This window comes from Embleya sp. NPDC001921 (genome assembly GCF_053594475.1).
Map to the genome: position 1 here is coordinate 142107 of NZ_JBSFEO010000003.1, position 26029 is coordinate 168135.

The following is a 26029-nucleotide window of genomic DNA, read 5'->3' on the forward strand; positions in this document are numbered from 1 at the left end:
TGCACCGCACCGAGACGCTACCGGGCAGGCGCGACCCGGGCACGTGAACGCGGCGACCGAAGGGTGCGCGGTTACGGGGTCGGGGGTGTGAGGGATTGGGCGGCTTCGAGGAGGGCTTCGACGATTTGGGATTCGGGGACGGTCTTGACGACTCGGCCGCGGACGAAGATCTGGCCCTTGCCGTTGCCGGAGGACACGCCGATGTCCGCTTCGCGGGATTCGCCGGGGCCGTTCACGACACAGCCCATGACCGCGACGCGCAGCGGGATCGGGAACCCGTCGAAGGCCGCCTCGACCCGGCGGGCCAGGCGGTGGATGTCCACCTGGAGTCGGCCGCAGCCCGGGCAGGAGACGATCTCGAGTCGGCGCGGGCGCAGCCCGAGGGATTGCAGGATGTGGCAGCCGGCCTTGACCTGTTCGGTGGGCGCGTCGGACAACGACACCCGGATCGTGTCGCCGATGCCCTCCGCCAGCAGGACGCCGAACGCCACGGCGGACTTGATCGAGCCCTGGAGGCCGGGCCCGGCCTCGGTCACGCCCAGGTGCAGCGGATAGTCGCAGCGCGCGGCGAGCAGCCGGTACGCGGCGATCACCGTGCGCGGATCGTGGTGCTTGACCGCGATCTTCAGGTCGCGGAAGCCGTGTTCCTCGAACAACGAGCATTCCCACAGCGCCGATTCGACCAGCGCCTCGGGCTCGGCCCGACCGCCGTGCCGGGCCAGCACCCGTGGGTCGAGCGAGCCGGCATTGACCCCGATCCGGATCGGTACGCCCGCCGCGCCCGCGGCTGCGGCGATCTCCCGGACCTTGTCGTCGAACCGGCGGATGTTGCCCGGGTTCACCCGTACCGCCGCGCAGCCCGCGTCGATCGCCTGGAAGACGTAGCGCGGCTGGAAGTGGATGTCCGCGACCACCGGGATCGGTGATCGCGCGGTGATCGCAGGCAGCGCGTCCGCGTCGTCCTGGGAGGGCACCGCGACCCGGACGATGTCGCAGCCGGCGGCGGTGACCTCCGCGATCTGCTGCAGCGTGGCGTCGACGTCGGCGGTCGAGGTGGTGGTCATGGTCTGCACGCTGATCGGCGCCCCGTCGCCCACCGGCACCGCGCCGACGTCGATCCGGCGCGACCGGCGCCGGAACGGAACCCGCGCGGGCACCTCGGGCAGGCCGAGGTCGGTGGCGGTCATACCGGTGCCTCCTGTGCGGATGGGCGCGTGCTCGCGGTTGCGCGGTACGGCTGTGTCGGGGCGTCTGCGATCGGCGCATGCCGTACCGGCGACGGGAGTTCGGCGCCGGCGGACGACGCACGAGGCGGCTTCGCTCGAATACCGGTCCGTCGGCGTAATCGCGGGTCGGTCGTGCGTGGTCGACCGAGTCTCGGGCACCCGTCGTACATGTTCCTCCCGGGTCGCGGCGGTGTGCGCACGCGGCGGCCGGACCGGGCCGAAGCCCGGTCGGCGAGACGTGCACATGGCAGTTTTCCCGACGATCGGACGATCGAGAAGGCGTGAAACCCGGCCCGGTGGCGCACCGATGATCACGACGGTACGCGGGGGGTGTGGACGCGGCGGAGGGCGCGATCGCATGCGCCGGGCGGGCACTTCGAGCGCCGTCGGGTGTCGGTTCGCGTGCCGAGGCGGAGGCGGGTTCGGGAGTCGGTCCCGGTGCGGGGCCGGGTGCGTCGGCGGCCTCGCGGCTCACCCGTCACGCAACATCCGCCGCAGCCGCTCGAAGGCGGTCGGACTCGGGCGGTTCGGCAGGAAATCGCGGATCTGCCGGGCGCATTCGGCGGGGCCGTAGGTGTGCGTGTCGCATTCGAGGTCGTACACGTCGTGCGCGTGCACCCGGTCGAACTGGAGGGCCACCAGGCCCGAGGGCCGGTCCCCGCGTGCCTGTTCGCGGCGCAGCAACTCGGCGCGCGGGCAGCGTAACCCGACCAGCACCACGTCCCGGGCGGGCAGCACGTCCAGGCAGTCGAGCAGGCGCCAACGTTTGCTGAGGACGTGGTCCATCACGACGTGGTTACCGGCGGCGGCCATGCCGGCGACCGCGCGGTGGAAGCCCCTGACCGTGCGGTCGATCTCGGCTTGGACGAGGTCCGGCGCGATGTGCCGCTTCGACCGCATGGCGTGGAAGGAGTCCACCGGGAGGTGGTGGTGCGAGGGTTCGAGAATGCGTAGCAGTTCCGTGGCGATGCTGGACTTGCCGGAACTGGAGGTGCCGTTCAGGAAGATGATGCGCCCCGTCGCGGGTCGCGGCCGTGACTCTTGCGGCGACGTCATCTCCGCAGTGTAGTGACCTATTACAGATCTCCTATATCCGTTATATCGGACTCGGCGCGACCATATCGCCCCTTCGTCGCTTCGATCGACTAGAGTGCCACTACAGTCAATGGCGAGAGCGGATGGGACGGCGGACATGGCGAGCTCGACGGGTTCCCCGGGGACGGGCGCACGTGCGGCCAAGGCCGCCGCCAACCGGGCACGCATGCTCGGCGCGGCGCGTGAGCTGTTCATCGCACGCGGATACGTCGCCACCACGATGGCCGCCATCGCGGCCGAGGCAAGCGTCGCGGTGCAGACGCTCTACTTCACCTTCGCGACCAAGCGGGCGATCCTGGCCGAGTTGCTCGACGTCGCGGTGGCCGGGGACGCCGAGCCGATCGCCACGCTGGACCGGCCCTGGGTGGCCGAGGCGCTCGCGGCTGCGCCGGTCACCCAGATCCGGCTGCAAGTGGCCGCCGCCGCACGGATCCTGGCCCGGGTCGGGCCGATCCTGGAGGTGGTGCGATCGGCCGCCGCGGTGGACCCGGAGATCGCGCGGTTGTGGCGGACCAACATCGCCCACCGACACACCGTGCAGCTACGCCTGGCCGAGGCGCTCGCGGCCAAGACCGACCTGCGGGCCGGCCTCGACGCGGCCCGCGCGGCCGACCTGGCGCTCGCCGTACTGGCCCCCGAGAGCTACCGCCTGCTCGTCCACGACCGGGGGTGGAGCCCCGAGGCGTGGCAGGTGTGGGCGGCGGACGCGCTGGTGCTGCAACTGCTCACGGGCGCGGTGGATCCGGGCTGAGCCCGATCCGCGCGCGGCCCGGCGGACCGTGCGGCACGATCTGACCAGAGTGACACTCCAGTGGAGGTGATGGGCGGATGAACCCGACCGCCGGCGCGGACGCCGGCCCGATAGTGCTCATCGGCGGCTACGGCGCGGTCGGCGTCGAGGTCGGCCGGACGCTCGCACCGTGGTTCCCGGGGCGGGTGCTGCCCGCCGGCCGCGATCTCGATCGGGCTCGTAGATGCGCCGCCGAACTCGGCGGCGCCTTCGGCGGGGCGCGCGTCGACGTCACCGAACCCGGCTCCGTCGTCCGACTTCTGACGGAGTATCGGCCCGCTGCCGTGGTCCTGTGCGTGGAGCCGCCGGATGCCGAGATCGCCCGACTGTGCCTGAGCGGCGGTGTTCCGATCGTCGACGTCGGCGCGTCCCACCACCTGCTCGCGGCGACGGCCGCGCTGCGCGATACGGCCACGTCGACCGGCGCCCGCGCGCTGTTGAGTGTCGGGGTCGCACCCGGGTTGAGCAACCTGCTGGCCCGCAGGGCACACACCGAAGTCGGCGGTGCGGATCGGATCGAGATCACGATTGTGCTCGGCGCCGGCGAGCGGCACGGCACGGACGCGATCCGCTGGACGCTCGACGGCCTCGCCGCGCCGGTGACCGGGACACCGGCCCGGGTCGGCCTGCCGGGATACGGTGTGCGCACGGCCCACCCGTTCCCGTTCTCCGATCAGTACACGCTGCGCGACACGCTCGGCGTACCCGACGTGACGACGCGGCTGTGTCTGGACTCGCGGATGTCGACGGGGCTGCTGTTCGGCCTGCGGCGTACGGGAGTTGCCCGCGCGGTCGAACGACCCGGGGTGCGCGGTGCGCTGACGGCGACGCTGCGTCGGGTGCATCTCGGCGGAGACGGGTTCGCGGTCCGGGTGGACGCGATCCGCGCGTCGCCCGGGAGGGCCGACGGCGACGCGGCGCCCACGGAACGGCGCGTCACGTACGCCGTCACCGGCCGAGGCCAGAGCCGGGCCACCGGCCTGGTCGCCGCACACGCGACCCGGCACATCCTGACCGGCGCGGCCCGACCGGGCGTGCGGCACCTCGACGAGGTCGACGAACTCCTCGGCCTGCCGGAGACCTTGGGACCGGAGGGCTTGCGACTCTGGGATTTCCGGCACGACGCCATCGGGACGGCTCCGACAGCGGGGTGACCACCGCGCGGGTGCGCTCGGGTGAGCCGGTGCGGAGCCGCTCGCGCCGGCGCCCGGGATTCAGGTCTCGGCCCACCGCTCGGCTTCCGGCGCCCGTGTCGCACCGCGTCGCGGTTCGGTCGCGGGGCGGCGCCTGTGCCGGTGGCCGCGGTGCGGGTCGGCGGGTTGGTCGGTATCCGTGACGCGGTGTCGGGTCGGCGGGCCGGACGCTGTACGTGACGCGGCGGCCGGTCGGACCGCGTGACGCCGTGGCGGGCCGGCAGGCTGGTCGGTGTGCGTGACGATGCCTTGCGTGGCCTTGCCGACGGTGGACTCGCCGACCGGGAACTCGCCGACTACGTGGCCGCCGAGCGGCGGGCCGGCGGGCCCACCGTCGGCGAGATCGGTGCCGTCGGATTGCGGCGACGGCAGCGGGAGCGCCTCGCCGGGCGGTCGGTCGGGCCCGAGGTCGCCGAGGTCCGGGACGTCGTCGCGGACGGGGTGCCGGTGCCGCCGATTCTTGCCCGCTTGTACCGACCGACCCTCGACGCCCTTCCCCTGCTGGTCTACCTGCACGGCGGGATGTGGACGATCGGCGGCCTGGAGTCGCACGATCGCCTGTGCCGTCGGTTGGCCCTGGCCGCGCGCACCTCGGTCCTGGCCGTCGACTACCGCCTGGCCCCCGAACACCCCTGGCCCGCCGGGCTCGACGACGCCGTGGCCGCCTTCCGCTGGGCCGCCGAGCACGTACGCGACTTGTCGGGTGCGGCGGGGCCGCCGGCGATCGCGGGGGACAGTTCGGGTGGGCACCTCGCGGCGCTGACGTGTCTGCGGACGCGCGACGAGGGCGGCCCGTCGCCGGCGGCGCAGATCCTCGCGTTCCCCAATACCGACCTGACGCTGTCCCGGCCGAGCACCCGGGACAAGGCCCGCGGCTGGGGGCTGACCACCGACGCCGTCGCGTGGGGTGTGGCCAACCTCGTACCCGACGCCGCCCGCCGCGCCGATCCGAGCGTCAGCCCCCTGTTCGCCGCCGACCTGTCGGGTCTGCCGCCGGCCGTGGTCGTCACCGCCGAGCACGATCCCCTGCGCGACGAGGGCGACGAGTACGCCGACCGGCTCGCCGCGGCCGGCGTCCGCGTCCTGCACCGTCGCGAACCCGGCATGATCCACGGCTTCCTGACGATGGATCACATCGCCGCGTCCGCCGCGTCGGCCGGGGATCGCCTCTTCGCCGACGTCGCGGCGGCGCTCCACGGGTGAGGCGGGCGGGTGCCGCGCCCGCCAGTGCGGCGGGCGTTGTCCACCATGGAGTCGATCTCGGGTCGGTCGCGTGATTCGGCCGCCCGATCAGGTTGCCCGATTCGGTCGTCGGATCGCGTGGGAACGCCCGGGATCGGAACGAAATCACCGATGTGGTCGACCTCGCGGAGTGTCGCACCTCCCGAAGGGGGGTTGCCCGTCGGGGCTCTGGCATGCTGGGCGGCGTCCGAGTACCCGTGATGGGGAAGCCAACGGAGGTCCCAGATGAGCCTTGCCCGCAGATCGACTTCGCCACCCAAAGCGAAGGTCGTGGTCGTGATCAACCGCAAGGGCGGTGTCGGCAAGAGCACGATCGCGGTGAACCTGGCCGCCGTCGAGGGCCAGAACTTCACTCCCACCGGGCCGTTCGACCCCGATGCCGACGCACCCGTGGTCGCCTGCGGAATCGACCCGCAGGGGTCGATGGAGGATTGGGCGGACCGGGTCCCCGAGGAACACCTGCCGTTCGACTACATGTCCACCAAGGGCAAGCCCGGCATGCTCGCCGAGTTGAAGGCCGATCCCGCGGTCGCGCGGATCATCGTGGACAGCCCGGGATTCATGGACACCGACCCCGAGGCCGAACTCGCCACCGACCCGCTCGGGCACGGCGCGGCGGCGGACGCCCTGCGGGACATGCTCGAGGTCGCGGACCTGGCGGTGGTCCCGATCACGCCGGAGTTCATGAGCTGGTCGCCCAGCGAGTACACGATCGAGCGGGTGCTCAAGCCGCGGGGGATCCCGTACATCGCGGTGGTCAACCTGTGGGACCCGCGCGACGGCGAGACCGACCGGGCCCGGGTCGAGGCGTGGATAGACGAACGCGGCTACCCCAGGGCCCGGGAGCCGATTCGCAAGTACAAGATCCACGCCCATGCGGCGGAGGGCGGACTCGTGGTCACCCAGTACAAGGAGAGCGGTACCGCGTTGCGTGCCCGCGAGGACTTCTACAAGCTCGCCCTCGCGATCGAGCAGGCGATCTGATGGGCCGTCAACGTACTCCCCGGACGGCCGCCGAGCCGCGTCGACTGCGGACCGCCGCCGACATGGCCAAGGAACTGCCGGCGCCGTTTCGGCCGTTGTCCGACAGTCCGGTCCTGATCGACGACGAACAGCGACAACTGGCCGCGTGCGAGGCCGCGATCGAGACGTTGCGGGTCGCGTTCTGGGCGGCGGGCAAGGCCTTGCAGATCGTCCGCGACGCGCGGTTGTACCGCACCCGCTACGAGAGCTTCGAGGACTACTGCCTCGACCGCTGGGACATGCAACGGCGGTACGCGGACCGGCTGATCCAGGCCTGGCCGATCGCGGAGGCGTTGAGTCCAATTGGCCTCAAGGCGGTGAACGAGGCCCAGGTCCGTGAACTCGTTCCGCTCGCGGGCCGATACGGGAACGAGGCTGCCGTGACGGTGTACCGCACGGTCGCCGAGGCGGAAGCCGTACCGCTGACGGCGGCGGTGTTGCGCGGCGCGGTGGCGGCGGTCGGTGAGGCGTTCTCCCCGGCGGCTGCGGTCGAGCAGGTCCGCGACTACCTTGCTTCGCTCGGCATCGAGCCGGAGCCCGAGGGCGACCGGGTGGTCGACTACACGGCCAAGGCCGCGGACACCATTCCGCGTCGCTGGCTGAGCACGCTGGCCCGGCAGGACCGGGCGGCGGCGGTGGCCTATCTCGACGAGCTGGAGCGCCAGGTGGCGCGGGCACGGCGGGAGCTTGCCGAGGGCGAAGCCGAAGGCCGTGCCGGTGTCCCGGGCGCAGTCGATGTCGCGGGTCGTCCGGACGGCGATGCGGGGTCGGGGTCGCGGTCGGGGTCGGGGCCGGGGTCGAGCGCGGACCGGAGCGCGGTGCCCGCGTAGGCGCCGCACGCCGCCCGAGCAGGACCGTCGGGTGAGTCCAATTGGACTCACCCGGTGAGTCGTTGCAGCCGGGCGGGCGCTCGTGCGTGCGTGGCGATGTGCCGGGGTGTGTCTGTGCGTCCTTCGGGGCCCGGCGACTCTTGCCTTCGTCGCACGCGTGCGGGTGCCTCCCGCGTTGCGCCGCCGGCCGCCTGCCGTCGGTTCCGGCTTCCCGCGTTCTGCCCCCCGCGTTCCGCACGTGCCGCGAGTACGGGGCAAGCGCGTGGGGCGGCCGGGCGCGGTCGGCGGGGACGGGTGCCGGTGCGTGCGTACCGCCGACGCGCCCGCCGCGCGCGTCCGGCCGGCGTACGGGCGGATATCGCCACGGGTGCGGCGGAGCGGATGTCTGCGGTACCTGATCGGATCGTCCCCGGCGGCCGGATCGCCTGTCACCGATGGCCTCGGAAGGTCACTTCCCGGAAGGTGACATCTCCAAGGGCGACTTCTCGAAAGGTGGCTCCGGAACGTGACCGCGGATCACCGACCGGACGTCGAAGCGGCCGTCGAAGGCCGAGCCGCGTACCGCGAAGCCGGGTTCATCCACCACGCAGGTAGCCTCCTCCACCGAAGGACGGTCCCTCACCCGAAATCCAGTCTCCGGCCGAAGGACGCCGCCGCCGAGGGAAGCTCCCACCGACCGTCGGATCGCCCACCCGGCGTTCGCTCCTCCGCGGCCCGAATCACTCACCGAAACGAGCACTTCCCGACTCGGACCCGTGCCTCGCGCGCGGGACGAAGGAGTTGTCGCAGACATGCTGGACCTCGCGCGCTGGGACTGGTCCCGGCACTGGCCCTACCTGGCCGGAGCCCTCGTCGTGCTGGCCTCGATCGTCCTCATCGAACGCGCCCGCCGCCGCGCGATCGCCGAACGCGCCCGCGTCGCGGCCCTGCCGGAGGAGGCCCGCAAGGCGCTGGAGAGCGACCGGTCCGCGACCCGGGACCGGCGCGGGAGGCGCGTCGAGGACCTGCTGACGGCGGCGGTCGCGGCGGCCGCGGCGGGCCTGTCGGCGGCCCAACTCGGCAAGTTCGGCCGGGACGTCATGGGTCTGCACGGCCCGTGGGCGTATCTGCCGTTCGTCGCGCTGGACTTCGCGGCCGTGGTGTGTGCGCTGCGGGCGCGCAGGCGGGCGTCGCGGGGCGCCGCGGCGGGGCTGTCGGGGGCCTTGGTGTGGGTCCTGGCGCTGTTGTCCGCGTCGATGTCGGCCAGCGAGGGCGACAACCTCGGCGAGGCGTTCGCGCTCGGCATCTGGGCGCCGATCGCGGCGGTGTTGTGGGAGCTGGGCCTGGCCGAGGAGCGGCACGCGCGGACCGAACGCGCCGACCGTCGAATCGGGTTGATCCGCTGGTTGCACCCGATCGAACGCGTCCTGGTCCTGGCCGAGCTGGCGGGTGACGAACACCTCGGCGCGGCCGACGCGACCGAACGTGTCCGTGAGCGCCGCGCGGCACGCGCGTTGTACCGCCTGCGCCAGGCCACCGAGGCCCGTGCGGCACTGGTCGACGGGGGCGTCTCCCGCCCCAAGCGCGGGACCGAGCGCAGGTACCGTCGCGCCGAGGCCTTCGCGCAACGTACGGCGGCGCGCGTCCGGTTGGCCGACGCCGAGGTGGAGGCCGCCGTACTGCCACAACTGCGCATCCTGGTCGACGTGGGCCGGCTCGCGAACATGAGCTGGCCCGCGCCGGACGCCACCGCCATTCCCCGACAGCGCGGCGGCCGGCCGCACCTCGGCACGGGTTCCACGCACCCGCAGGCCGGCGAACCGCACGCCTATCCGACCGCCACGGGCCGGGTTGCCGGCGTCGCGGTCTCCGCCGGCGCACAGCCGGAGGCCGGGTTTTCCTCCATGGGTGACGGATCGTCGGAGGACGAGGCTTCGGAGCGCGGTACGACTGCCGCCTCGTCGGGCGTGAACGGCTCGGGCCGTGGCGCAGCCGTGGGCGCGCCTTCCTCTTCGTCCTCGCCCGCGCACGGTGGAGACGGGGAGGCGGGGCGCCAGGGGACGAGGATCGGGTGGCCGGGCGCCGGAGACCTGCTGGTCGGCGGGACGGTCGGGTCGGCGCGTGCCGGGGACCCGCGTGACGGTGTGGTGGCCACCTGGCCGGGCGGCGTCGAGTCGGGTCCGGGGGCGGGGGCTCGGTCGCCAAGGGTCTCGGGTCCGGCGTCTCTCGGTGCCGGGGGGCAGGCGACCCGAGGTACGTCGAACGGGCCGCGCGGCCCGGAAGGCTGGGCCCGGGAAGCGGCGATGGCTTCGGCGGGCACCGAGGGCTCGACCCGGTCGTCGGGCGCCGGGGCGGGGGCGCCGCGAGCCGGTGAGCCGCGTCGGGCGGAGGCGGGCGACGGGGACTCGGATGACGGAGATCGGACCCGAGGCGTGACCGAGGACTCGTCGAGTGGGCACGGCTCCCGGTACGAGCGTCCCCCGGGTCCGGCGGCCGCCCAGCCCGACTTCGCCGCGCTGGGCCGCCCGCAACGGCGTCCCGGCGCAGCACGCGAAGCCGCGGTGGAGTCCGCACCGGCCGCCGTGGGCTGGGCCCCGGACCTGGCGACGACTCCGCCGGGCGACGAGGGCTTGCCTCCCGGAGCGCGGATCGCGCCGCTCGCGCCTGGCGCCGGCCACCGCGAGGCGGGTGCCATGGCCGGGCCGCGCGGAGGTGGGCCCGACCTTTCGGCCGGCGCCGGCGTGCACGAGCGGGGGACCGGGCCGGAACCCGCGGGTGACGGTCGGCACTTCGTGGGGACGGATGCGTACGGCGACGTGTACCCGCCTCCCGAGGCACCGGCCGGGGCGTCCGGTGGCGGGGGCGCGTACGGCGGCGACCTCGGCGACCTCGGCACGTGGCCGGAGTCCGGCACGCGCCGTGATGTCACGGAAGCCGAGGTGTCCGGCGATACGGCCGCGCCTCGGGGCACGGCGGCGGGTGCGCGTCGGCAGGTCGCGGGTCCGGACCCGGACGTGTCGGATGCGGTGGCGGGGGCCGACGCGGTGGCGGGGCCCGAGTCGTTCGGTGGCGGCAGTACGCGTCGCCACATGGCGGGTACGTGGTCCGAGGACTCCGAGTCGGAGTCGGATCGCGTGTCGGGTGTCGCCGGCGCGCGTCCTGTCGCCTCGGGGCAGGACACCGGTGGCGGGTCGTCGGGTTCGGCGTCGGGCTCGGGTTCGGCGTCGGGTGTCGGGGGAGGGCCGGGGTTCGACGTGGTGGCTCCCGAGGGGCGACTGCCCGATGCCGGCGTGCGCGGGGAGGGGGATGGCCGGTCGTGGGAGGTCGGTGATCTGCACCATCGCGCGACGACCGAGGTGCGCTGGGAGGGGACGCCGCAACCCGCCACGTCGGGCATGTCGCCGGCGGCTCCGAACAGGTACGAGGACGGCGCCGTCGGGTCGCCCGCCATGGCGGGTTCGTACCCGGACGCGAGTCCCGGTTCGCCCGACATTCCCAACCGGCCTCGCGATGCCGGCGGCGGCGTGAGCGCGTCGGGAGCGGTCCGACCCGACATGGCGGGGAGTGGCTCCGGTACGGGGGCGACACCCGTGTCGGCTCGTCCCACCCGCCACGGGCGGAGCCCCCGACACGACGGCGACCCCGACATGGCGGCGCCCGGCGACCCGACACCCGCCATGGCGGCACCACGCGGCCGGACACCCGACACGGCGCCCAATGCCGATTCCGGCAGCGGCGCACACCGGCCGCCATCGGATCCGACACTCCCGGACATGCCCGCCCCGCCCGCCAACCGCCGCGCGGAACCCGACGTCGCACCGTCACGCCGGTCGGCCCCGGCCAAGTCGGCGGCCGGCGGCGCCGATTCCGTGTCGGCGACACCCGACACGCCGTCGGAGCCGCCTGCCGGCGACCCGATCGAAACGTCTCCGGCAACCTCCATCGACTACGACGTCGCACTCCAGGGCCGCGTCGCCGACGGCGCGGCGCTCACCACCGCCGCGCGCCGTGACCCCCGAGTCCTCAGCCTCGCCGCCCTCCTCGCCGCCGAAGCCGACCTGACCGGCGCCGCCGTGGGCCGCAGCCTCGGCGTCAGCGAACGCACCGGCCAACGCCTGCTCCGCCTGGCCCAGGAGGAACTCGACGCCCGCCGCAACCACGCCGACAACCCCGACCTGGCCGACGCGGGCCTGTGACCCGGGGCCGCCACCACCCGGCCCGCCATCACCGAGGTGACCCACATCCGAGAAGTGAACTCACACAACCGAGATCCCGGCGCATGTCGGTGGTGGTCGTGACGTCGAGGGTTCGCCCGAACTCCTCGCCGGGTATTGGTGACCGGTGACCGGGCCCGTTCACCGAGTGCACCGTCTCGCGTTTCGCGGCCCGCCACACGGCACGCTGCGCACGGTGGGTTCCGCAATCGCGCGCACCTCGACCACGCACGTCGACCGGTTGCCCGATTCCCGAGTCCTGCTCCTTGAACGTCGGCCCGACCTCCGGCGACGGAGGCCGGGCCGACGCGTCCACCACCCTGCGGCGAACATGGCCGGTCGCAGCAACGACGGCCTCCCACAGCATGACCGGTCGCACCGACACGACGACGACCGCATGGCAGCACGAGCTCGGGACGGCCGGCGCGGCCCGCGCGGCCCGCGTGGTCGGTCGATCGGCGCCGCGCCAGGTACTTCGCGATCAGCAACCCCACGAACACTTCCGGTCACAGCACCGGCAGGCCCCGTCCAAGAGCCGTCGGCGGTCGTTACGCCGTTACTTCGACACGCAGAATGTTGTGGTCCGACAGGCCGTCGACCGAGTCGACCAGCACGTTTTTGATGGCGGCGCCCCGTACGGCCACATGGTCGATGTGCGGGGTCCGTCCGCCCGGTCGAGTCGGGGGCGACCCCGGGGGGAGTTCCGCGACACTGAAGTGCGGGCCGAGGCCGGCGGCCACGGTGCGGCGCGCGGCATTGAAGTCGCCGAGTACAACGACCGGTCCCGCCGAGGCGGCGGTCAGTTCCGCCAGGCGCGCCAGTTGACGCGGCTGCTGTCGGCCGAAGCTCACGTGCGTCGCCACGACGAGCGCACGGTCGGTCCGCACCGCAAGGAGCCCCTTGCCGGGATCATCGTCGAACGCGTCCGCGGCCACCTGATCGGCCTCCCCCCGTATCACCAGCACGAGGTACTCGCAGGGGTCGGTGAGCGTCGACGTTCCGATACGTACTCCAGGGACGCGCGGATAGCGCATTGCGTACACGGTACGCCCAGTCAACGCGCCTTGCAGACTGGCAAGTTGGTCGCCGCTTACTTCCTGCAGAGCGACAGCGTGCTCATCGAGTTCCGCAACGCGAGCCGTGACGGCGGCAATCCGCTTCGATTCGTCCGGCCAGTGCTCCGCCGCCGCTTCAGCCCAATTTTCCGCGTGGATTCGATGGAGCACATTCCAGGTCGCTGCGGTGATCACGATTCGCCATACTACTGACGCCACCACCCCATGACAGCCTCCCCACCGACGGCCGAGCCGGCCGACCCGGTCTCGTACAACGGAAGCCCGACCCGGTACTACGACGACGTGAGCGACACCTACCTGGTCCAGTCCTGGAAGGTCACCGACGCCGACCGGTTGGCCCGGATGGATGTGCCCGATCACCGGCCTCGGCGCCCCGTGTCTTGCTCCACGGCCCAGGTCCGCAGCCGGGTTGCGGCCTCTTCCCGTGACAGCGGGCCGCGTTCGAGATGCAGATCTTGCAGATGGCGAGTGGCCGCACCGATCAGTGGGCCCGGAGGTAGGCCGAGCAGCTCCATGATCGCCTTACCGTCCAGAGCCACCGGAACGTTCGGGAGCCTCCTGTATTTCTCGAACTCCGCAGCAGCACGGGCTGTTCTCTCGTGCTCCGCATGCCACTCGTCGTAGGTTGCCGCCCATCGAGCAGCCCGGCCGGCCGACTGCCAGCCGTCCATGTCCTGTTCCCCACCAAGCCCCGCCTCCAGGAACAGGTCGTGGTGGCTCGCTACTTCGGAACCGCTCGGAACGACATCGAGCAGGGCGAGCGCGGCATTGATCGGCCAGTCTTCCCGCGGACCGGTGAAGTCCCGGGTATGGGCCGGACCCCACGCCTTCACGCCGGTTCGCCACACGGCAGCGGTCTGGTATCCGTCTCCTCCGTGGAAGTCGGCCTCCACGTAGGCGATCGGCCCGCCCCGGGACCAGTCGCTCAAGGTCTGCTCGAAGGCCGGGGACATCACGGTGAATGGTTGACCGGGCCCGACGCCATCCTGACTGGTAGGCCGACCGGCCGGCTCCTCGAGGAGCTGTTTGGGGACAGGCACCAGCCCCATGCGCTGTCGGAGCGGGGCGACAGCCGCTGCCCGAGTCCCGGCAGTCCGGCTCCTGAGCAGGTCGAAAATTCCAATGACGGCGTTGAGCTGGTACGGCATTCCCGCAGGGTAGCCACACAGCCGCCCCACGGCGTTTCGATTTCGGAGCACCCTGCGGCAGGCGTCACTTCAGGCGCTTGCCGCCCGCGCCGCGCGAACAGCCTCCTCCACAGCGGGGTCGGCCGGTCGGACCGGCCCACCGAACGAGGCGAACACGCCACCCGGCTCCAGCAGCGCGGCCACGCGTGACCACCGACCCTCCGGGCTCGTCCAATGCAGCGCCGCCGCCGCGTACACCAGCCCGTGGCTTTCGCCCGGCCACAAGTCCTCGAAGGCGGCTTGCATCGTCCTGACACGAGCCGTGCCGTCGTGGCGCGGACTCGTCCGAGGCCTCCGGCATCGGTGGTCGTCCCGGTCGAGGACAGCACCCGCCTGGCCACGCGTGCGCGAAAGGTGCCGGAACGGCGGTGCGTCGCCGAGGAGTTCCCATCCGTATTCAGAGGAAAACGCGCGCGTTGTCCAGCCACGTCCGCGCGTCCCCACCGATCGCCGTGAGGTCGGTATCGGCTCGGGACCTGCGCTGGGTGACCCGGAGGCAGAAGTCGAGGGCACTGCCGTGCACCCGTTGCGTCGCGTCCTCCGGGCCCCATGCCCAGGTTCGGCCGTCGGGGTCGGTCGGTTCGACGCGGAAGGGCTCCGTCGGAACAGGTAGCCGGGCGGCATGGAACGAAAGCGCTCGCCCGATCACTCCCAAGGAGGCCCCATGCCGAAGCCGATCGGTCGCACGACGTGAGACACCCAGTGCGTCGAAAACGTCCTGCCCGTGCGCCCACACTTCCATGAGCCGAAGCGGTGCCATGAGCGTTGCGCTCACCTGCGAGCCGTACCAGGGAAATCCGCGATCCTGTGGCGCGTCACGCAGCGCGGCCGCCACCTCGGTTCGGCCGGTACGCCATTGTTCCAGCACCGTGGTTTCCGTTACTTCCGCCTACGGTGTACAACCCGGATCGGGCACGGGTCGACATCAGCCGAACCACGCGACCAGACGCACGTTCTCGTCCCCGTGTTCGGCGGCAAGGTCCCGCATCGCCGTCCAGAGCGCGACCCAGTTCTCCTTGTCCGGCGAGACGAACATCCGTGCCGTGAGGACCACGGGGCGGTAGACCACGCCGTCCAGCAGCACCTCCCCACCCGACGGCCACTCCGCCGGTGAGTCGAAGTCCCCGCCGAAGGCGTCGTCCGCGGCCTCGTTCATGGCGGGCGTAACCCACGCGAGGTCGTGCAGGACGAGATCGCCGTCCTCCCCGGACCGCCACTCGCCCGCCCAGAGCCAGGCGGGTCCGTCCGTGATGGGCGCGTCCCAGTCGACCGCGGCGACCTCGGCCCACGTGGCGTATGTGTGGCTGTGCTCGCAGTCGCCGTAGACACTGCTCTCCCGCACCGGATCCGAGACGTCGTCCGGGAGCCCCCGATGGGCGAAGAGCGGACGATCCGTCCCCACCTCACCCCGCCCGGTGCCGAAGAGACATTGGAACGCGTTGGTGTCCCGCCCCAGCCCGAGGGTCCACAGCGCGACCTCGACCTTCCAGCGGCCGTCGGCCGAGCGGCTCTCGATCGCACCATCGATGTCCGCCCCCATGAGGGACGAGACTAGGGCCGGCACTCGCCCTGTCGATACCCGGCGATCTCGAGAATCCGCCGCCTCCGACCGGGGGGACCACCCCATGACACGGATCGGGATTGCGCGCCCGCCGCCGACCCTCCCCCCGTCCGGCCTTCGGCCTGCCGCCCGCAGTCCGTACCGCTGGGGGATCACATCGCGGAGCCCCGGCCCGGATTGGGAGGCTTGGGGGTCGGTACGAAGATGCTCAGCCGGTGGGTGGTCGGATGGGTCAGGCGCCCACAGAACGTGTCCATCCGCACCGCCGACCAGTCGATCTGCCGGTCCGTTGCCCGGAGTTCCCGGATGTGCGCGCGCCAGGCCACCTCGTCCTGGGTCTCGAAGAGCACCTTCCAATGGCCCGCGTCGGGTGCGAAGCGAGCCGCGGCTCGCCGCGCATCGTCCTGCTGCCGACGCCTTCTCTTCCCTTGTCCCGGCACCGACTCAGCATCGCCGGCTCCCGTCGACACCGCAAGGCCATTACCCACCGCCCGCCGCCGACCCGACACCGCCCGACCCGACGAACCCCGACCAACCTTCGGACCCGCCGCACGCGGATCGGCGGCTCGATGTGGATGTCGGGATACTCGCCTCGGATTCGACCGGCGGGTTCGCCGGGGTGGTGTCTTCGGACTCCTATCGGGGAGGGCCCAGGGAGGCCAGTGCGGTGGGTGGTGTCGCGCCGGCGGCGGCTGAGCCGAGGAGGAGGGCGGTCAGGTTGTGGGGGAGCGCGTGTTCGTCGGTCGGCGTCGCTGCGGCGATGCGGTCCAGGCGGAATCCTCGGCCGGCTCGGCGGCTTCGGCACCAGGCGATGAGGTACCAGCGGCCGTCGGCGGTGAGCAGCCCGGCCGGTTCCACGACGCGGTCGCTTCGGTGTCCTGTCGCGTCGGTGTACGACAGTCGCAGCACCAGGTTGTCGGCGAGGGCGCGCTCCACCGCGGTACGGATCGCCGAGTCGCCGGGTGTCGGCAGGGTGACGATTCGTGCGGCGAGTTCCCGGGCCGCCATCGAGGCGGGGCCGGTCATCGAGGCCACGATCTTCTGCGCCGCCGTGCGGGCCGCGCCGGCGTAGGGGGTGGAGGCGTCGGCCGCGGCCAGTGCGGCGGTCAGCGCGGAGGCCTCGTCGACGGTGAGGCGGATCGGGGGCAGGGTCGTCTTCGGGTCGATCGACCAGCCGCCGCCGCGCCCGGGTATGGAGCGCACCGGGACACCGGTCTGCATCAGTGTCTGCAAGTCGCGCTGTACCGTGCGGGTGCCGACCTCGAACCGCTTGGCGAGCGTCGCGACCGTCAGAGGCCGCGGCGCCGCCGCGCGCAACTCTTCGACCAGCGCGTACAGCCGCGCAGTGCGTTTCATGCCGTCGACGCTACCTTCACGCGGAGGCCAGGAAGTCCCGTTGTCGGCGCAGCTCCCGCTCGGTGATGGTCAGGGGAAACAGCGTGAAGCCGTGCATCGCGCCGGCGACGACACCGAGCTGCACGGGCGCGCCCGCCGCCTGCCATCGTGCGGCCAGGAACAGCGAGTCGTCCAGCAGCGGATCCTCGGTTCCGACGACGATCCGGGCGGGCGGCAGGCCGGTCGGATCCGCGAACAGGGGCGAGACCTCCGGTGCACGGCGCTGCTCTTCCACCATCCCCGGAGTGAACAGCTCATAGCCGCTTCGAAGCGTGTCGGTGTTGCTCAGCAACTGTCGGGAGCCGAACCTGCGCTGGCTCGGTGTCATCGACAGGTCGTACGGGCCGAAGAGCAGATGGGCCGCCCGGAACGCGCCGGTGATGCCGTACCGGTCGCGAAGGCGCAGCAGGGTCAGGACGCTCAGGTGGGCGCCGGCCGACTCGCCACCGATCAGCAGCCGTTCGGTACCGAACTCGGCGGCGGCGTGTTTCACCAGCCACCGGGCAGCGGCCTCGCAGTCGTCGGGCCCGGCGGGGAACGGATGTTCCGGTGCGAGGCGGTACTCGACGCCGACCACGGCCAGCCGCGCCTGCTCGGCGAGCTGCCAAAGCCGCTCGTCCTGTCCGCCCGCGGACCCGAATACCCAGCCGCCTCCGTGAATGTGCAGGTATACGCCGTCGACGTGGTCCGGTACGAAGACCCGCACCTTCACTCCGCCGTCGACGACGCGGTCCCGGCCGTGCGGCAGCCGCACAGGTGGCGTGTCGCCGCCGAGCCGGTTGCGCCGCAGGAGCGCCAGCGTGGCCGGGCTCGGCGCCTGCGCCCGAGCCGGCCGGCTCGCGGCGGCAGCCTCGAACTGCTCATTGAAGGCCAGGGTTTCGGGGAGGCAGTCCTCATCCGTGATCGTCATGCCGTCGACGGTCGCAGCCGCCCGCGACAACCCCCTGTCACCCTTTCTCCGTCTTCTCTGTGATCCGGGTCATGTTCCCGGTCTCGCGTCGGGCCCGAAGCCGGGTGCGCGGCTACGGCTCTGGCGACCAGGCAACGGTCGGTCTCGCCTCGTCTCGCCTCGCCTCGCCTCGGTCATCGAGCCGGGCTCGGCGGTCCCTGTGTGACCGCCTCCGCATATCGCTCGACGAACTCCCCGACAGCCCCGGACGCCCCGTGCAATGCGAGTCGCTCGGCGAGCAGCGTCAGCCGCGCGTCGGCAGCAGGGCGCGGATGTTCGGCGTGGCGTCGCGGCGTCCTCCGGCCTCGGCGGACCGGGCGATCAGCACGGCCTCGCTCGGATTGCCCGTGTTGGCCACCTGATACGACAGCGTCGACAACAGATTCGCGGCCAGCGGTCGGTTCCCCGCGGCGTGCGCGAGTTGCACCCCCGCGAGGTAGTCGCGTTCGGCCTGCGCGTTCCGCCCCATGTCGGAGGCGACCCACCCGGCGAGCTGGGCGAGTTCGGCGCCGACGGTCAGCAGTGCACGGCCGGTCTCCTCCGTGTAGGCGCCCTCGCGGAGGACGGTGACGGTGTCCGCGAGTTCGGTGGCGATCGCCGGGTACAGGTCGTTGCCGCCCACGACGTCGTCCAGTCGCCGCAGGCGATCGCCGCGCTCGCGAATGGTGTCGGCGAGCGCGATTCCCACTCGTCGGCCGGATCGCATCTCGTACACCTGGGGAGCATCGGCGAGAAGCCATTCATGCGCGACGCGCACAGCCAGGCCGTCGGGGTGTTCGGCACGGAGAATGGCGGCGACCCCCTCGACATCGGCGCGTCCTCTCCGTGCGACGAGAGCGCCGACGCTTTCGCGTTGATGCATGCCCACTCCCGACATGGTGACATGGTGCACAAGCCGCGCTTCGGGCCCACAGTCTCACCCACGTACATGTTCCTCGCCGATCCCGGCGTCAGCGATATGGCAACAACGTGCGGGGGTTGGCTATCCGCGCCGCATGTGCCACACCGGGCCGACCGTCGAGGTTGCGGTTGTGGGGGCGATCGGAGCTTCATGCCGGTCGTTTGCGGCGTACCGTGGCCAAAGGCTCACACACCACCTTCTGGGGGCATCCATGGATGTGCCGGCTGACCTGTCGACGGGCGAGCGGATCGAGTGGTTGCGGACGCGGCGAGGCATGAGTCGACCCGTTCTGGCCGGTCTGTGCGGTCGCGGCCCCGACTGGCTGAAGAAGATCGAGAGCGGCGAGCGTGAACTGCGCGACTACCGGCTGATCCTGCGGCTGGCGTCCGCACTCGGAGTGACGGACCTCGGGGTCCTGACCGGCACCGGAGAGGTGATGCAGCCCGTGTCCCCAGCCCTGCACCACGAGTCGATCCCAGCCATTTGGGCGGCGATCAAGAAGCGCAACTACTCGGCGGTGCGCCCGGATGCGCCACCGGACGTCCCCGCGCTCCGTGCCCGCGTCGATGCGGCCTGGCGGCTGTGGCACTCGTCCCGGTACAACCGCACCGAGGTCGGGGAACTGTTGCCCGACCTGATCGGTGCCGGCGAGATCGCGGTCCGCGCCCTGGACGGGCCGCAGCGCCGCGACGCGTACGCGGTGCTCGCGACGATCTACCACCTGGCGCAGCAGCACATCGCGTACATCGCCCCGGCGGAACTCGTGTGGGTGGTGGCCGACCGGGGGATGTCGTCGGCGCAGTACGCGGATACCCCGGAAGCCCTGGCCGGCGCGGCCTGGTGCTACGGAAACGCGTTGCGCGAGACGGCCGACGGGGACGAGGCGCTGGCCGTGGTGGTCGACGCCGCCGAGGTGATGCGCCCGCACCTGGACGATCTCGGCGACGACGCCCGTGGGTTGTACGGCGCGCTGCAACTGCACGCGGCGATCACCCACGCGAAGCACGGCCACGACGGCGACGCCTGGGCACACTGGCAGCGCGGCGACGCCACCGCGAAGAGCCTGCCGGCGGGCTACCTGCACCCGTGGACCGTGTTCGGACGGCCGAACGTCGACATCCACGCCGTGTCGGTGGCGGCCGATCTGCTGCGCGCGGGCACCGCGCTGGAGTACGCGGATCGCATCGACCCGGAGAGCATGCCGTCCATGGAGCGCCAGTCGAGGTTGTGGACGGAGAGCGCCCGCAGCCACGTTCAGCGGGGCGAACACACGGCGGCGCTGCACTTGATGCAACGGGCGGTGGGTGTGGGCCCGGAGGCGGTCAGGTACACCCCGGCCGCGCGTGGAGTGGTCGCCGAGTTGTGGCGCACGACACGAGGTCCGCTTCGGCGTGAGGTGGTGGAACTCGCGGAGAACGTAGGGGTCGTCGAGGGCTGACTCATTCGACGATGCCAACTGCGCCAACTGCGCCAACTGCGCCAACGGCAAGAACGGCGACGACAGGGACGGATCGTCCCCTCCGCATAGGGGGACAATCCGTCCCTGTCGCTGCGTGTGCATTCGGTTACGGTCTCGGCACTGTCCGCCGCCACCGCGAGGGATGCCATGCCTCACCATCAGTGCACGCACGCTGCGCTCACCCCGGACGTCCGCCCGAAGCTCGACTCCGAGACCGGCGAACTGCGGCTGGGGATAACGCTCTACGCCGTGGACGAGCCCATCGAGCACCTGGATCTCGTCCTGTCCGGGCCCGAGGTGGCCGACCTGGTCGACGTGGTGCGCCCGTCGGTGACGAGGTGACCGTGGATCGGTCCACCGCGGCCGTCATCCACGTCGGTCCCTCAGGTGACGAGCACCATCCGATCCGGATCGAAGTCCCCGGCCGTGCGCCGCTGGACGTGACGCGGGCCGAGCTCACGGCGCTGGTGCACGAGTCCCGGATGTATCTGATGCGGACGTTTCCGACTCCGCCGGTCGGTCGGATCTCGAACTCGGGTGGGTGAGTCCCGCCCGGTGCCGCCCGCAGACGTCACCTGCGGGCGGCGGCGCGCCCGGTCCCGCGGCCACCGGCGCGGTTGCGGGACCGGGTTCGTCGCTCTCGCCCGGCCGGGGTTCGCCCGACCGACGCGGCCACGACTGCCACGACCACCCCACCCCACCCCACCCACACCTGGAGGAGAGGCCATGATTCGGCCCGAACGTGACTGGAAGCTGCTTCGATTCGAGTACGACCCCGACCTGCTGGGGGCGCAGTACGAACTGCCGACCGGCGAGTATCGGTGGCAGACGTTCGCCGTGTCCACCGGCACGTTGCCCGCGCTGGTCGGGGCTCTCCTGGCGCACGCCGACCAGAACGAGCGCACGGACATTCTGCGCGCGGAGGTCGAGCGGAACGACGAGGCGATGTCCGCCCGGTACAGGGCGATGACCGATCGCACGCGAGCGCCGTCGTGGCTGCCCGAGTTCCTCCGCCACGGCAACACGCTGCGGTGATCGCACATCTCGGCCGTGCCCGCCGCCGGTCGGGTGGTCTGCCGGTTCAGCGCCGCCGGAAGGGCCTCGCGCGATGGTCGAGAAGATGTCCGGCTGTGCGGCGAGGGTGAACAGTTCGGGTCCTGTGAGTGGGGCCGCCCAGCAGTGCGCCGGTCCGCGAGTTGCGGGTGCCCGATGAGTGCGCGTGCGGTGTCCGGTGGGTAGGACGTCCGGTCCCGAACGTGACGCCCACCGCCGTCGTCGGTGCGGCGCTCGGCGAGCCCGGCCGGGTAACTCGGCGCACCGACGCGGGAGTTGGGCACGCACAGTAGACGTGCTCATACTCGGATGAAGGCCGAGGCCCCGTCAGCCCGGGGTCCCGCCTCGCGCTCGTGACCCGAGCCGACATAATCCAAGCCTTCGGGGCAACCCCGGGATTGTCCGTTCGTCCGACCGACCGTCTTTCACGCTCCCTGCACGTTCTCCACGCTCTCCACGTCCTCCGGGCTCGCCAAGCTCTGCGAGCTCTGCGGACGTTCGTCGGACGTTCGTCGGACGACGGGCGCGGGCTCGTTCCGAAGCAGGCACCCCCTTCCAGTTCAGGAGCACTTCAGTGCAGCTGCACATCAGCAGGCACATATCGGGCGCCGTCGGCGTCGGTGTACTCGCGCTCGCGCTGCCGGTCGTCATGGCCGGTACCGCCGAGGCCAAGAAGGACCACGACACCTGCGCCCGGGTCGGCGTGGAGTACTCGCTCGACGGCGGCAAGCACTGGACCACCAGCGGCCGGATGGACGGCACCCTGGTGACCCGGATCGAGGTTCGGCTCAAGGACAAGCCGAAGAACAAGTGCGAGTACGCGGTGTCGCTGGCCTCGTACAACACCGAGGGCCCGACCTGGCCGACCTCGGGTACCCAGAAGTTCCTCGGCTGGGACTCCAAGAAGCTCAGCAAGAACAACCCGAAGGTCACCCTCGACGTCAGCGCGTACCGGCCGACCTGCTTCGGGCAGGTCGACCTGTACGGGAACGGCAAGAAGTACGACGGCGTGGCCAATCCGCTGCCGGCGTACCCCCGCAGCACGATCGCCAACCTGATCACGGCGTGGAACGGCGGCGACAAGTGCGCCCCGCCGACGACGCCGCCGACCACGACGCCGCCGACGACCAAGCCGCCGACGACGAAGCCCCCGGTGGAGACCACCAAGCCGCCGGTGGAGACCACCAAGCCGCCCGTCGAGACAACCAAGCCGCCGACGGAATCCACCAAGCCGCCGGTGGAGACCAGCAAGCCCGCGACCTCGTCCTCGGCCCCCGCCGTCGAGGAGACCAGCAGCACGCCGCCCGTCGGCAAGCCCGAGGTGACCCCGGTCGACGACACGGCCCCCGCGTCGCTCGCGGAGACCGGTTCGGACAACTCGAGCGCGATCGTGCTCGGCGCCTCGGCCGGCGTGCTCTTGGTCGGTGGCCTCGGCGCCTTCGCCTGGAGCCGCCGCCGCAATACGACCGGCACCGGCACCACCGCGTAATCCACACAACCACCACTCGGCGGGCCACCCGGGACTCCCACTCCGGAGCCTCGACAGGGCCCGCCGGCGGCAAGACGTACGGCCCGGCCGGGACATCCCGGCCGGGCCGTACTCGTGCGTAGGGCGGGTTCGTCGGCGACATCCCGCCGCCTCGCCGATGACCCTGGTTTCCCCAACCCGCCTGTGGCACGATCCGTCACCTCTGGTCGTGGGCGCCCTTTCGCGTCCCATACCGCTCTCGTCCGATGGAGTGAACGTATGTCGATAGCCCACGTGTCCGGCCGGTTCGACGGCAAGACCGCGGTGGTCACCGGAGCGGGTTCCGGGGTCGGCCGCGCGACCACGCTGCGCCTGGCCGCGGAGGGTGCGAACGTCTTCGCCTTGGACATCGCGGCGGCGGCGCTGGCCGAGACCGCGGAACTGGCGGCCGGGCTCGCGGGGAAGGTCGTCACCCGGGTCACCGACGTGGCGGACCGGGACGAGTGCTTCGCGGCGGTGGCCGCGGCCGTGGCCGAGTTCGGCGGGCTGGACGTACTGGGCAACGTGGCCGGCATCGCGCGTGCCGAGCACGTCCTGGAGGTCACCGAGGCGGACTACCGGCGGATGATGGGCGTCAACATCGACGGCTACTTCTTCATGTGCCAGGCGGCCATCCCGCACCTGCTCGAGCGTTCCGGCAACGTCGTCAACATCGCGTCCAACGCCGGTGTGATGGGCCTGGCGTACGGTGTGGTCTACACCATGAGCAAGGGCGCCGTGGTGCAGTTGACCCGGTCGCTGGCCTGGGAGTTCGCCAAGCAGCCGCTGCGCGTGAACGCGATCGCGCCGGGCGGGATCGACACCAACCTGGTCGCCAACTACCAGATGCCGGCGGACGTCGACTGGGATCTGGTCGGCCGGGCGATGACGCCGCGCCCGATGGCCCAGCCGGAGGACATCGCCGCGATGTTCTCCTTCGTGGCCTCCGAGGAGGCCCGCAACGTGCACGGCGCCATCCTGCACAACGACAGCGGCCTGACCGCCGGCTGACGCGACTCGCGGCGGGAGCACCGACGGCACGAACGGCACCGACGGCACTGACGGCACGAACAGAACGAACGGCACGAACGGCGCGAACGGCACGATCAGCGCCCAAGGTGCGAGGCCCGCAATCGCGCAGCACGCGCAAAGCAAACGACCCGGTCCACCACGGTTGCCCAACCGTGGTGGACCGGGTCGTCGGCCACCGCCCTACCAGGCCACCGCCCTACCAGGCGAACCCCCGGCCGGGCGAAGCCCGGTCAGGCGAACCCCCGGCCCGCCGTGGCCGTCACCGCGACTGGGACGGTTCTCCCGCGGCTCGGCGGTCGAGGGAGTCGCCGACGAGGTGGTAGACCGCGTTCGTGGCCGCGGTGTGCTTGGCGACCTCGCCGGGATCGCGGTCCTTGCCGTCCATGCGCCCGGTCATCTCGTAGATGAAGTAGCGGTACAGCGACTCGTGAATCCAGGTGTAGGCGGCTTCCGGCGCGAACACCTCGGTCTCCCGGTTGGTCGGGGGAGTGACCTGGTTGTAGTAGCCGGCGTTGGACTGGGCGAGCGTCGCCGCGGCGATGGCGGTGGGCATCGTGAGCACGCCGACCGTCGTCTGCACGTTGTTGGCCTTGTCCACGTACAGCGCGGAGACCGCGCGCACGCAGCCCAGTCGTTTGATCAGCTCGGCGGCTTCGCCGGAGGCCATCGGGCTGCAGTCCTCCAGGACCTTCACGCAGGTCCGGGTCAGTGTGCCGCCCTGGTACTTGTAGGGAAGCTGGGCGACGCCGAAGACCTCGTCGACGGTCACCGGCTTGGGGTCGGTCTGCGCCGAGCGCAGATCCTCACGGGTGAGCGTCCCGCGCGTGGGCTTGTCGGTCGCGGTGACGGGTGCGCACGGCCGCAACGGCTTGCCCGTCGAGGCCGCGGTCGGCGAGGCGGCCCCCGTGGCCCCCGTGGCCCCGGGCACCGGCGGCGTGCCGGGCGCGGCCGAAGACGCCGACCCGGGGGTCTGCGATCCGCTCGCCGGAAGCGGCGCGGCAGCCTTCTTCTTGTCGTCTCCGCCGCACGCCGTGGAGCCGGCCAACACGGCCAACGCGCACACCGTCACGGCGAACCCGCGAACTCGCGTGCGCCGCCTGGCGCGAACGGAATCGCGAACGGAATCGCGAACGGAGTCACGGACAGAATCATGCTCGGACATCGGGGACCCGTTTCGAATCACGGCCGACACCCACCGCCGCGCCCGGCCGCCGTGGATCCGGTGAAGCGGCCGGATTTCGTCGTACCGGCTGATAATCGTGGGAAACCTACCATCCGGTGAAGCAGCAAGATCAACCATGTGGGGCAATAGCACGATCCCCGCGCGAAATGGATAAGCCGATCACACCGTGTGGTTTCCCGACTCGGGCAGGCTCTCGAGCAGGCGGGTCAGCAGTCGCCCGGCCGCCGGACCGGTCGGGCCGTCGGTCGGCCAGGCGAGGGCGATGCGGCCGCGGGGGCTCGGGTCGGTGAGGTGCAGGGTGCGCAGGCCGGCCGCCGTCGCGACGGCGGGGGGCAGGGCCGGGAGTACGGCCACGCCGAGGCCTCGGGCGGCCAGTTGCACCAGCAGTTGGGGCGCGGCGGCCTCGAACGCGATGCGTGGGCGGAATCCCGCCTCGGCGCACGCGCGGTCGAGGGTCCCGCGCAGACCGGTGCCGCGGGGCAGACTGATCAGCGGACGATCGCGCAGTTCGGCCAGCGGGACGCTGGTGCGGCCGGGCGTCAGCAGCGGATCGTCCGGGGCCGTCGCGACGACCAGCGGCTCGTCGACGAGCATCCGGAAGGTGAGGCCCGGCGGGGGCTCCGGGTCCACGATCCCGACCATCGCGAGGTCGAGTTCGCCTCGGCGCAGGGCGGCGAGCATGCGCTCCGACGTGTCCTCGGTGAGCGCGATCTCGACCCGGGGGTGCTCGTCGTGGAAGTCGGCGAGCACCGAGGCCACGTCGAACTCGTGGGTGGCGGCGCCGGAGACCAGGCCGAGGGTGACCCGGCCGCGCAGGAGACCGGTGAACTCCTCGACGGTGTGCCGGACCCCCTCGACGGCCGCGAGCGCAGCCCGCGCGTACGGCAGGACCGCCTCGCCGATCGGCGTCGGTGTCACCGTCCGTCCGGAACGGTCGAGCAGCGGTTGGCCGAGCTCGCGTTCCAACTGCCGGATCTGGGCGCTGACGCCCGGCTGTGCGAGGTGCAGGCGGGCGGCGGCGCGGGTGAAGTTGGCCTCCTCCACCACGGCGACGAAGTACTGCAACTGCCGGAGTTCCATAACCATCGATTCTAGGTCCGAGAAAAGATGCGTCTTGGACTTATCGATCATGCC

The 26029-nt window shown here is 72.0% G+C and carries 24 protein-coding genes; 11 read left to right on the plus strand and 13 right to left on the minus strand.

All coding sequences use genetic code 11. The features are described 5' to 3' along the window. Window positions 1-71: 71 nt before the first annotated feature. Both ispG and ACWCPW_RS04090 read right to left on the minus strand, forming a co-directional pair. The gene (gene ispG, locus ACWCPW_RS04085) at window positions 72-1187 is read right to left on the minus strand and encodes a flavodoxin-dependent (E)-4-hydroxy-3-methylbut-2-enyl-diphosphate synthase (protein WP_449760011.1); all 1116 of its coding nucleotides are present in this window, start codon (window positions 1185-1187) and stop codon (window positions 72-74) included. Between the two features lie 510 nt (window positions 1188-1697). Next, entirely contained in the window at window positions 1698-2282 is a 585-nt protein-coding gene (locus ACWCPW_RS04090) for a chloramphenicol phosphotransferase CPT family protein (protein ID WP_449760012.1), read from the minus strand. Window positions 2283-2418: 136 nt separating this feature from the next. Here ACWCPW_RS04090 and ACWCPW_RS04095 point away from each other — a divergent pair, with 136 nt between their 5' ends. The 6 genes from ACWCPW_RS04095 (at window position 2419) to ACWCPW_RS04120 (ending at window position 11574) form a co-directional block, all read left to right on the plus strand. After that, window positions 2419-3072, plus strand: a complete 654-nt coding sequence (locus ACWCPW_RS04095; RefSeq protein ID WP_449760013.1) for a TetR/AcrR family transcriptional regulator — start codon at window positions 2419-2421, stop codon at window positions 3070-3072. A gap of 77 nt (window positions 3073-3149) precedes the next feature. Further along, complete coding sequence (locus ACWCPW_RS04100) at window positions 3150-4265, plus strand: saccharopine dehydrogenase NADP-binding domain-containing protein (RefSeq protein WP_449760014.1); 1116 nt, start codon at window positions 3150-3152, stop codon at window positions 4263-4265. A 273-nt stretch (window positions 4266-4538) separates the two neighbouring features. Next, window positions 4539-5507 carry an alpha/beta hydrolase gene (locus ACWCPW_RS04105; protein WP_449760015.1) on the plus strand — a complete coding sequence of 323 codons (969 nt, stop codon included), beginning with the start codon at window positions 4539-4541 and terminating at the stop codon, window positions 5505-5507. Window positions 5508-5822: 315 nt separating this feature from the next. Beyond that, complete coding sequence (locus ACWCPW_RS04110) at window positions 5823-6530, plus strand: nucleotide-binding protein (protein WP_449760016.1); 708 nt, start codon at window positions 5823-5825, stop codon at window positions 6528-6530. Beyond that, window positions 6530-7399: a hypothetical protein gene (locus tag ACWCPW_RS04115; RefSeq protein WP_449760017.1), complete on the plus strand. Its 870-nt coding sequence runs from the start codon at window positions 6530-6532 to the stop codon at window positions 7397-7399. Before ACWCPW_RS04110 ends, ACWCPW_RS04115 begins: the two co-directional genes overlap by 1 nt. Window positions 7400-8190: 791 nt before the next feature. Then, window positions 8191-11574: a hypothetical protein gene (locus ACWCPW_RS04120; protein ID WP_449760018.1), complete on the plus strand. Its 3384-nt coding sequence runs from the start codon at window positions 8191-8193 to the stop codon at window positions 11572-11574. Between the two features lie 566 nt (window positions 11575-12140). Here ACWCPW_RS04120 and ACWCPW_RS04125 read toward each other — a convergent pair. The 9 genes from ACWCPW_RS04125 to ACWCPW_RS04165 form a co-directional block, all read right to left on the minus strand. Then, complete coding sequence (locus ACWCPW_RS04125) at window positions 12141-12842, minus strand: endonuclease/exonuclease/phosphatase family protein (RefSeq protein ID WP_449760019.1); 702 nt, start codon at window positions 12840-12842, stop codon at window positions 12141-12143. Window positions 12843-13024: 182 nt separating this feature from the next. Beyond that, window positions 13025-13816 (minus strand): hypothetical protein, encoded by a 792-nt coding sequence (locus tag ACWCPW_RS04130; RefSeq protein WP_449760020.1) that lies wholly within the window; start codon window positions 13814-13816, stop codon window positions 13025-13027. A gap of 69 nt (window positions 13817-13885) precedes the next feature. Beyond that, window positions 13886-14101: a hypothetical protein gene (locus ACWCPW_RS04135; protein WP_449760021.1), complete on the minus strand. Its 216-nt coding sequence runs from the start codon at window positions 14099-14101 to the stop codon at window positions 13886-13888. 151 nt (window positions 14102-14252) lie between these two features. Then, window positions 14253-14723 (minus strand): maleylpyruvate isomerase family mycothiol-dependent enzyme, encoded by a 471-nt coding sequence (locus ACWCPW_RS04140; RefSeq protein ID WP_449760022.1) that lies wholly within the window; start codon window positions 14721-14723, stop codon window positions 14253-14255. A gap of 57 nt (window positions 14724-14780) precedes the next feature. Then, window positions 14781-15395 carry a hypothetical protein gene (locus ACWCPW_RS04145; protein WP_449760023.1) on the minus strand — a complete coding sequence of 205 codons (615 nt, stop codon included), beginning with the start codon at window positions 15393-15395 and terminating at the stop codon, window positions 14781-14783. Window positions 15396-15568: 173 nt separating this feature from the next. Beyond that, window positions 15569-15766 (minus strand): hypothetical protein, encoded by a 198-nt coding sequence (locus ACWCPW_RS04150; protein ID WP_449760024.1) that lies wholly within the window; start codon window positions 15764-15766, stop codon window positions 15569-15571. A 286-nt stretch (window positions 15767-16052) separates the two neighbouring features. Continuing rightward, complete coding sequence (locus ACWCPW_RS04155; RefSeq protein ID WP_449760025.1) at window positions 16053-16772, minus strand: helix-turn-helix transcriptional regulator; 720 nt, start codon at window positions 16770-16772, stop codon at window positions 16053-16055. 16 nt (window positions 16773-16788) lie between these two features. Next, the gene (locus ACWCPW_RS04160; protein ID WP_449760026.1) at window positions 16789-17721 is read right to left on the minus strand and encodes an alpha/beta hydrolase; all 933 of its coding nucleotides are present in this window, start codon (window positions 17719-17721) and stop codon (window positions 16789-16791) included. Window positions 17722-18004: 283 nt separating this feature from the next. Beyond that, window positions 18005-18622 (minus strand): hypothetical protein, encoded by a 618-nt coding sequence (locus ACWCPW_RS04165; protein WP_449760027.1) that lies wholly within the window; start codon window positions 18620-18622, stop codon window positions 18005-18007. A 250-nt stretch (window positions 18623-18872) separates the two neighbouring features. On the opposite strand from ACWCPW_RS04165, the gene ACWCPW_RS04170 reads away from it, so the two are divergent. The 5 genes from ACWCPW_RS04170 (at window position 18873) to ACWCPW_RS04190 (ending at window position 23691) form a co-directional block, all read left to right on the plus strand. Next, a complete protein-coding gene (locus ACWCPW_RS04170) occupies window positions 18873-20099 on the plus strand; it encodes a helix-turn-helix domain-containing protein (RefSeq protein ID WP_449760028.1) in 1227 nt (408 codons plus the stop codon). A 168-nt stretch (window positions 20100-20267) separates the two neighbouring features. After that, on the plus strand, window positions 20268-20462 hold the full coding sequence (locus ACWCPW_RS04175) for a hypothetical protein (protein WP_449760029.1): 195 nt from the start codon (window positions 20268-20270) through the stop codon (window positions 20460-20462). A gap of 384 nt (window positions 20463-20846) precedes the next feature. Continuing rightward, complete coding sequence (locus ACWCPW_RS04180) at window positions 20847-21155, plus strand: hypothetical protein (protein WP_449760030.1); 309 nt, start codon at window positions 20847-20849, stop codon at window positions 21153-21155. A 592-nt stretch (window positions 21156-21747) separates the two neighbouring features. Next, entirely contained in the window at window positions 21748-22662 is a 915-nt protein-coding gene (locus tag ACWCPW_RS04185; RefSeq protein ID WP_449760031.1) for an LPXTG cell wall anchor domain-containing protein, read from the plus strand. 258 nt (window positions 22663-22920) lie between these two features. Further along, on the plus strand, window positions 22921-23691 hold the full coding sequence (locus ACWCPW_RS04190) for an SDR family NAD(P)-dependent oxidoreductase (protein WP_449760032.1): 771 nt from the start codon (window positions 22921-22923) through the stop codon (window positions 23689-23691). Between the two features lie 280 nt (window positions 23692-23971). Here ACWCPW_RS04190 and ACWCPW_RS04195 read toward each other — a convergent pair whose 3' ends face one another. Continuing rightward, window positions 23972-24766 (minus strand): hypothetical protein, encoded by a 795-nt coding sequence (locus tag ACWCPW_RS04195; protein WP_449760033.1) that lies wholly within the window; start codon window positions 24764-24766, stop codon window positions 23972-23974. Between the two features lie 288 nt (window positions 24767-25054). After that, the gene (locus ACWCPW_RS04200; protein WP_449760034.1) at window positions 25055-25975 is read right to left on the minus strand and encodes a LysR family transcriptional regulator; all 921 of its coding nucleotides are present in this window, start codon (window positions 25973-25975) and stop codon (window positions 25055-25057) included. Between the last annotated feature and the right edge of the window lie 54 nt (window positions 25976-26029).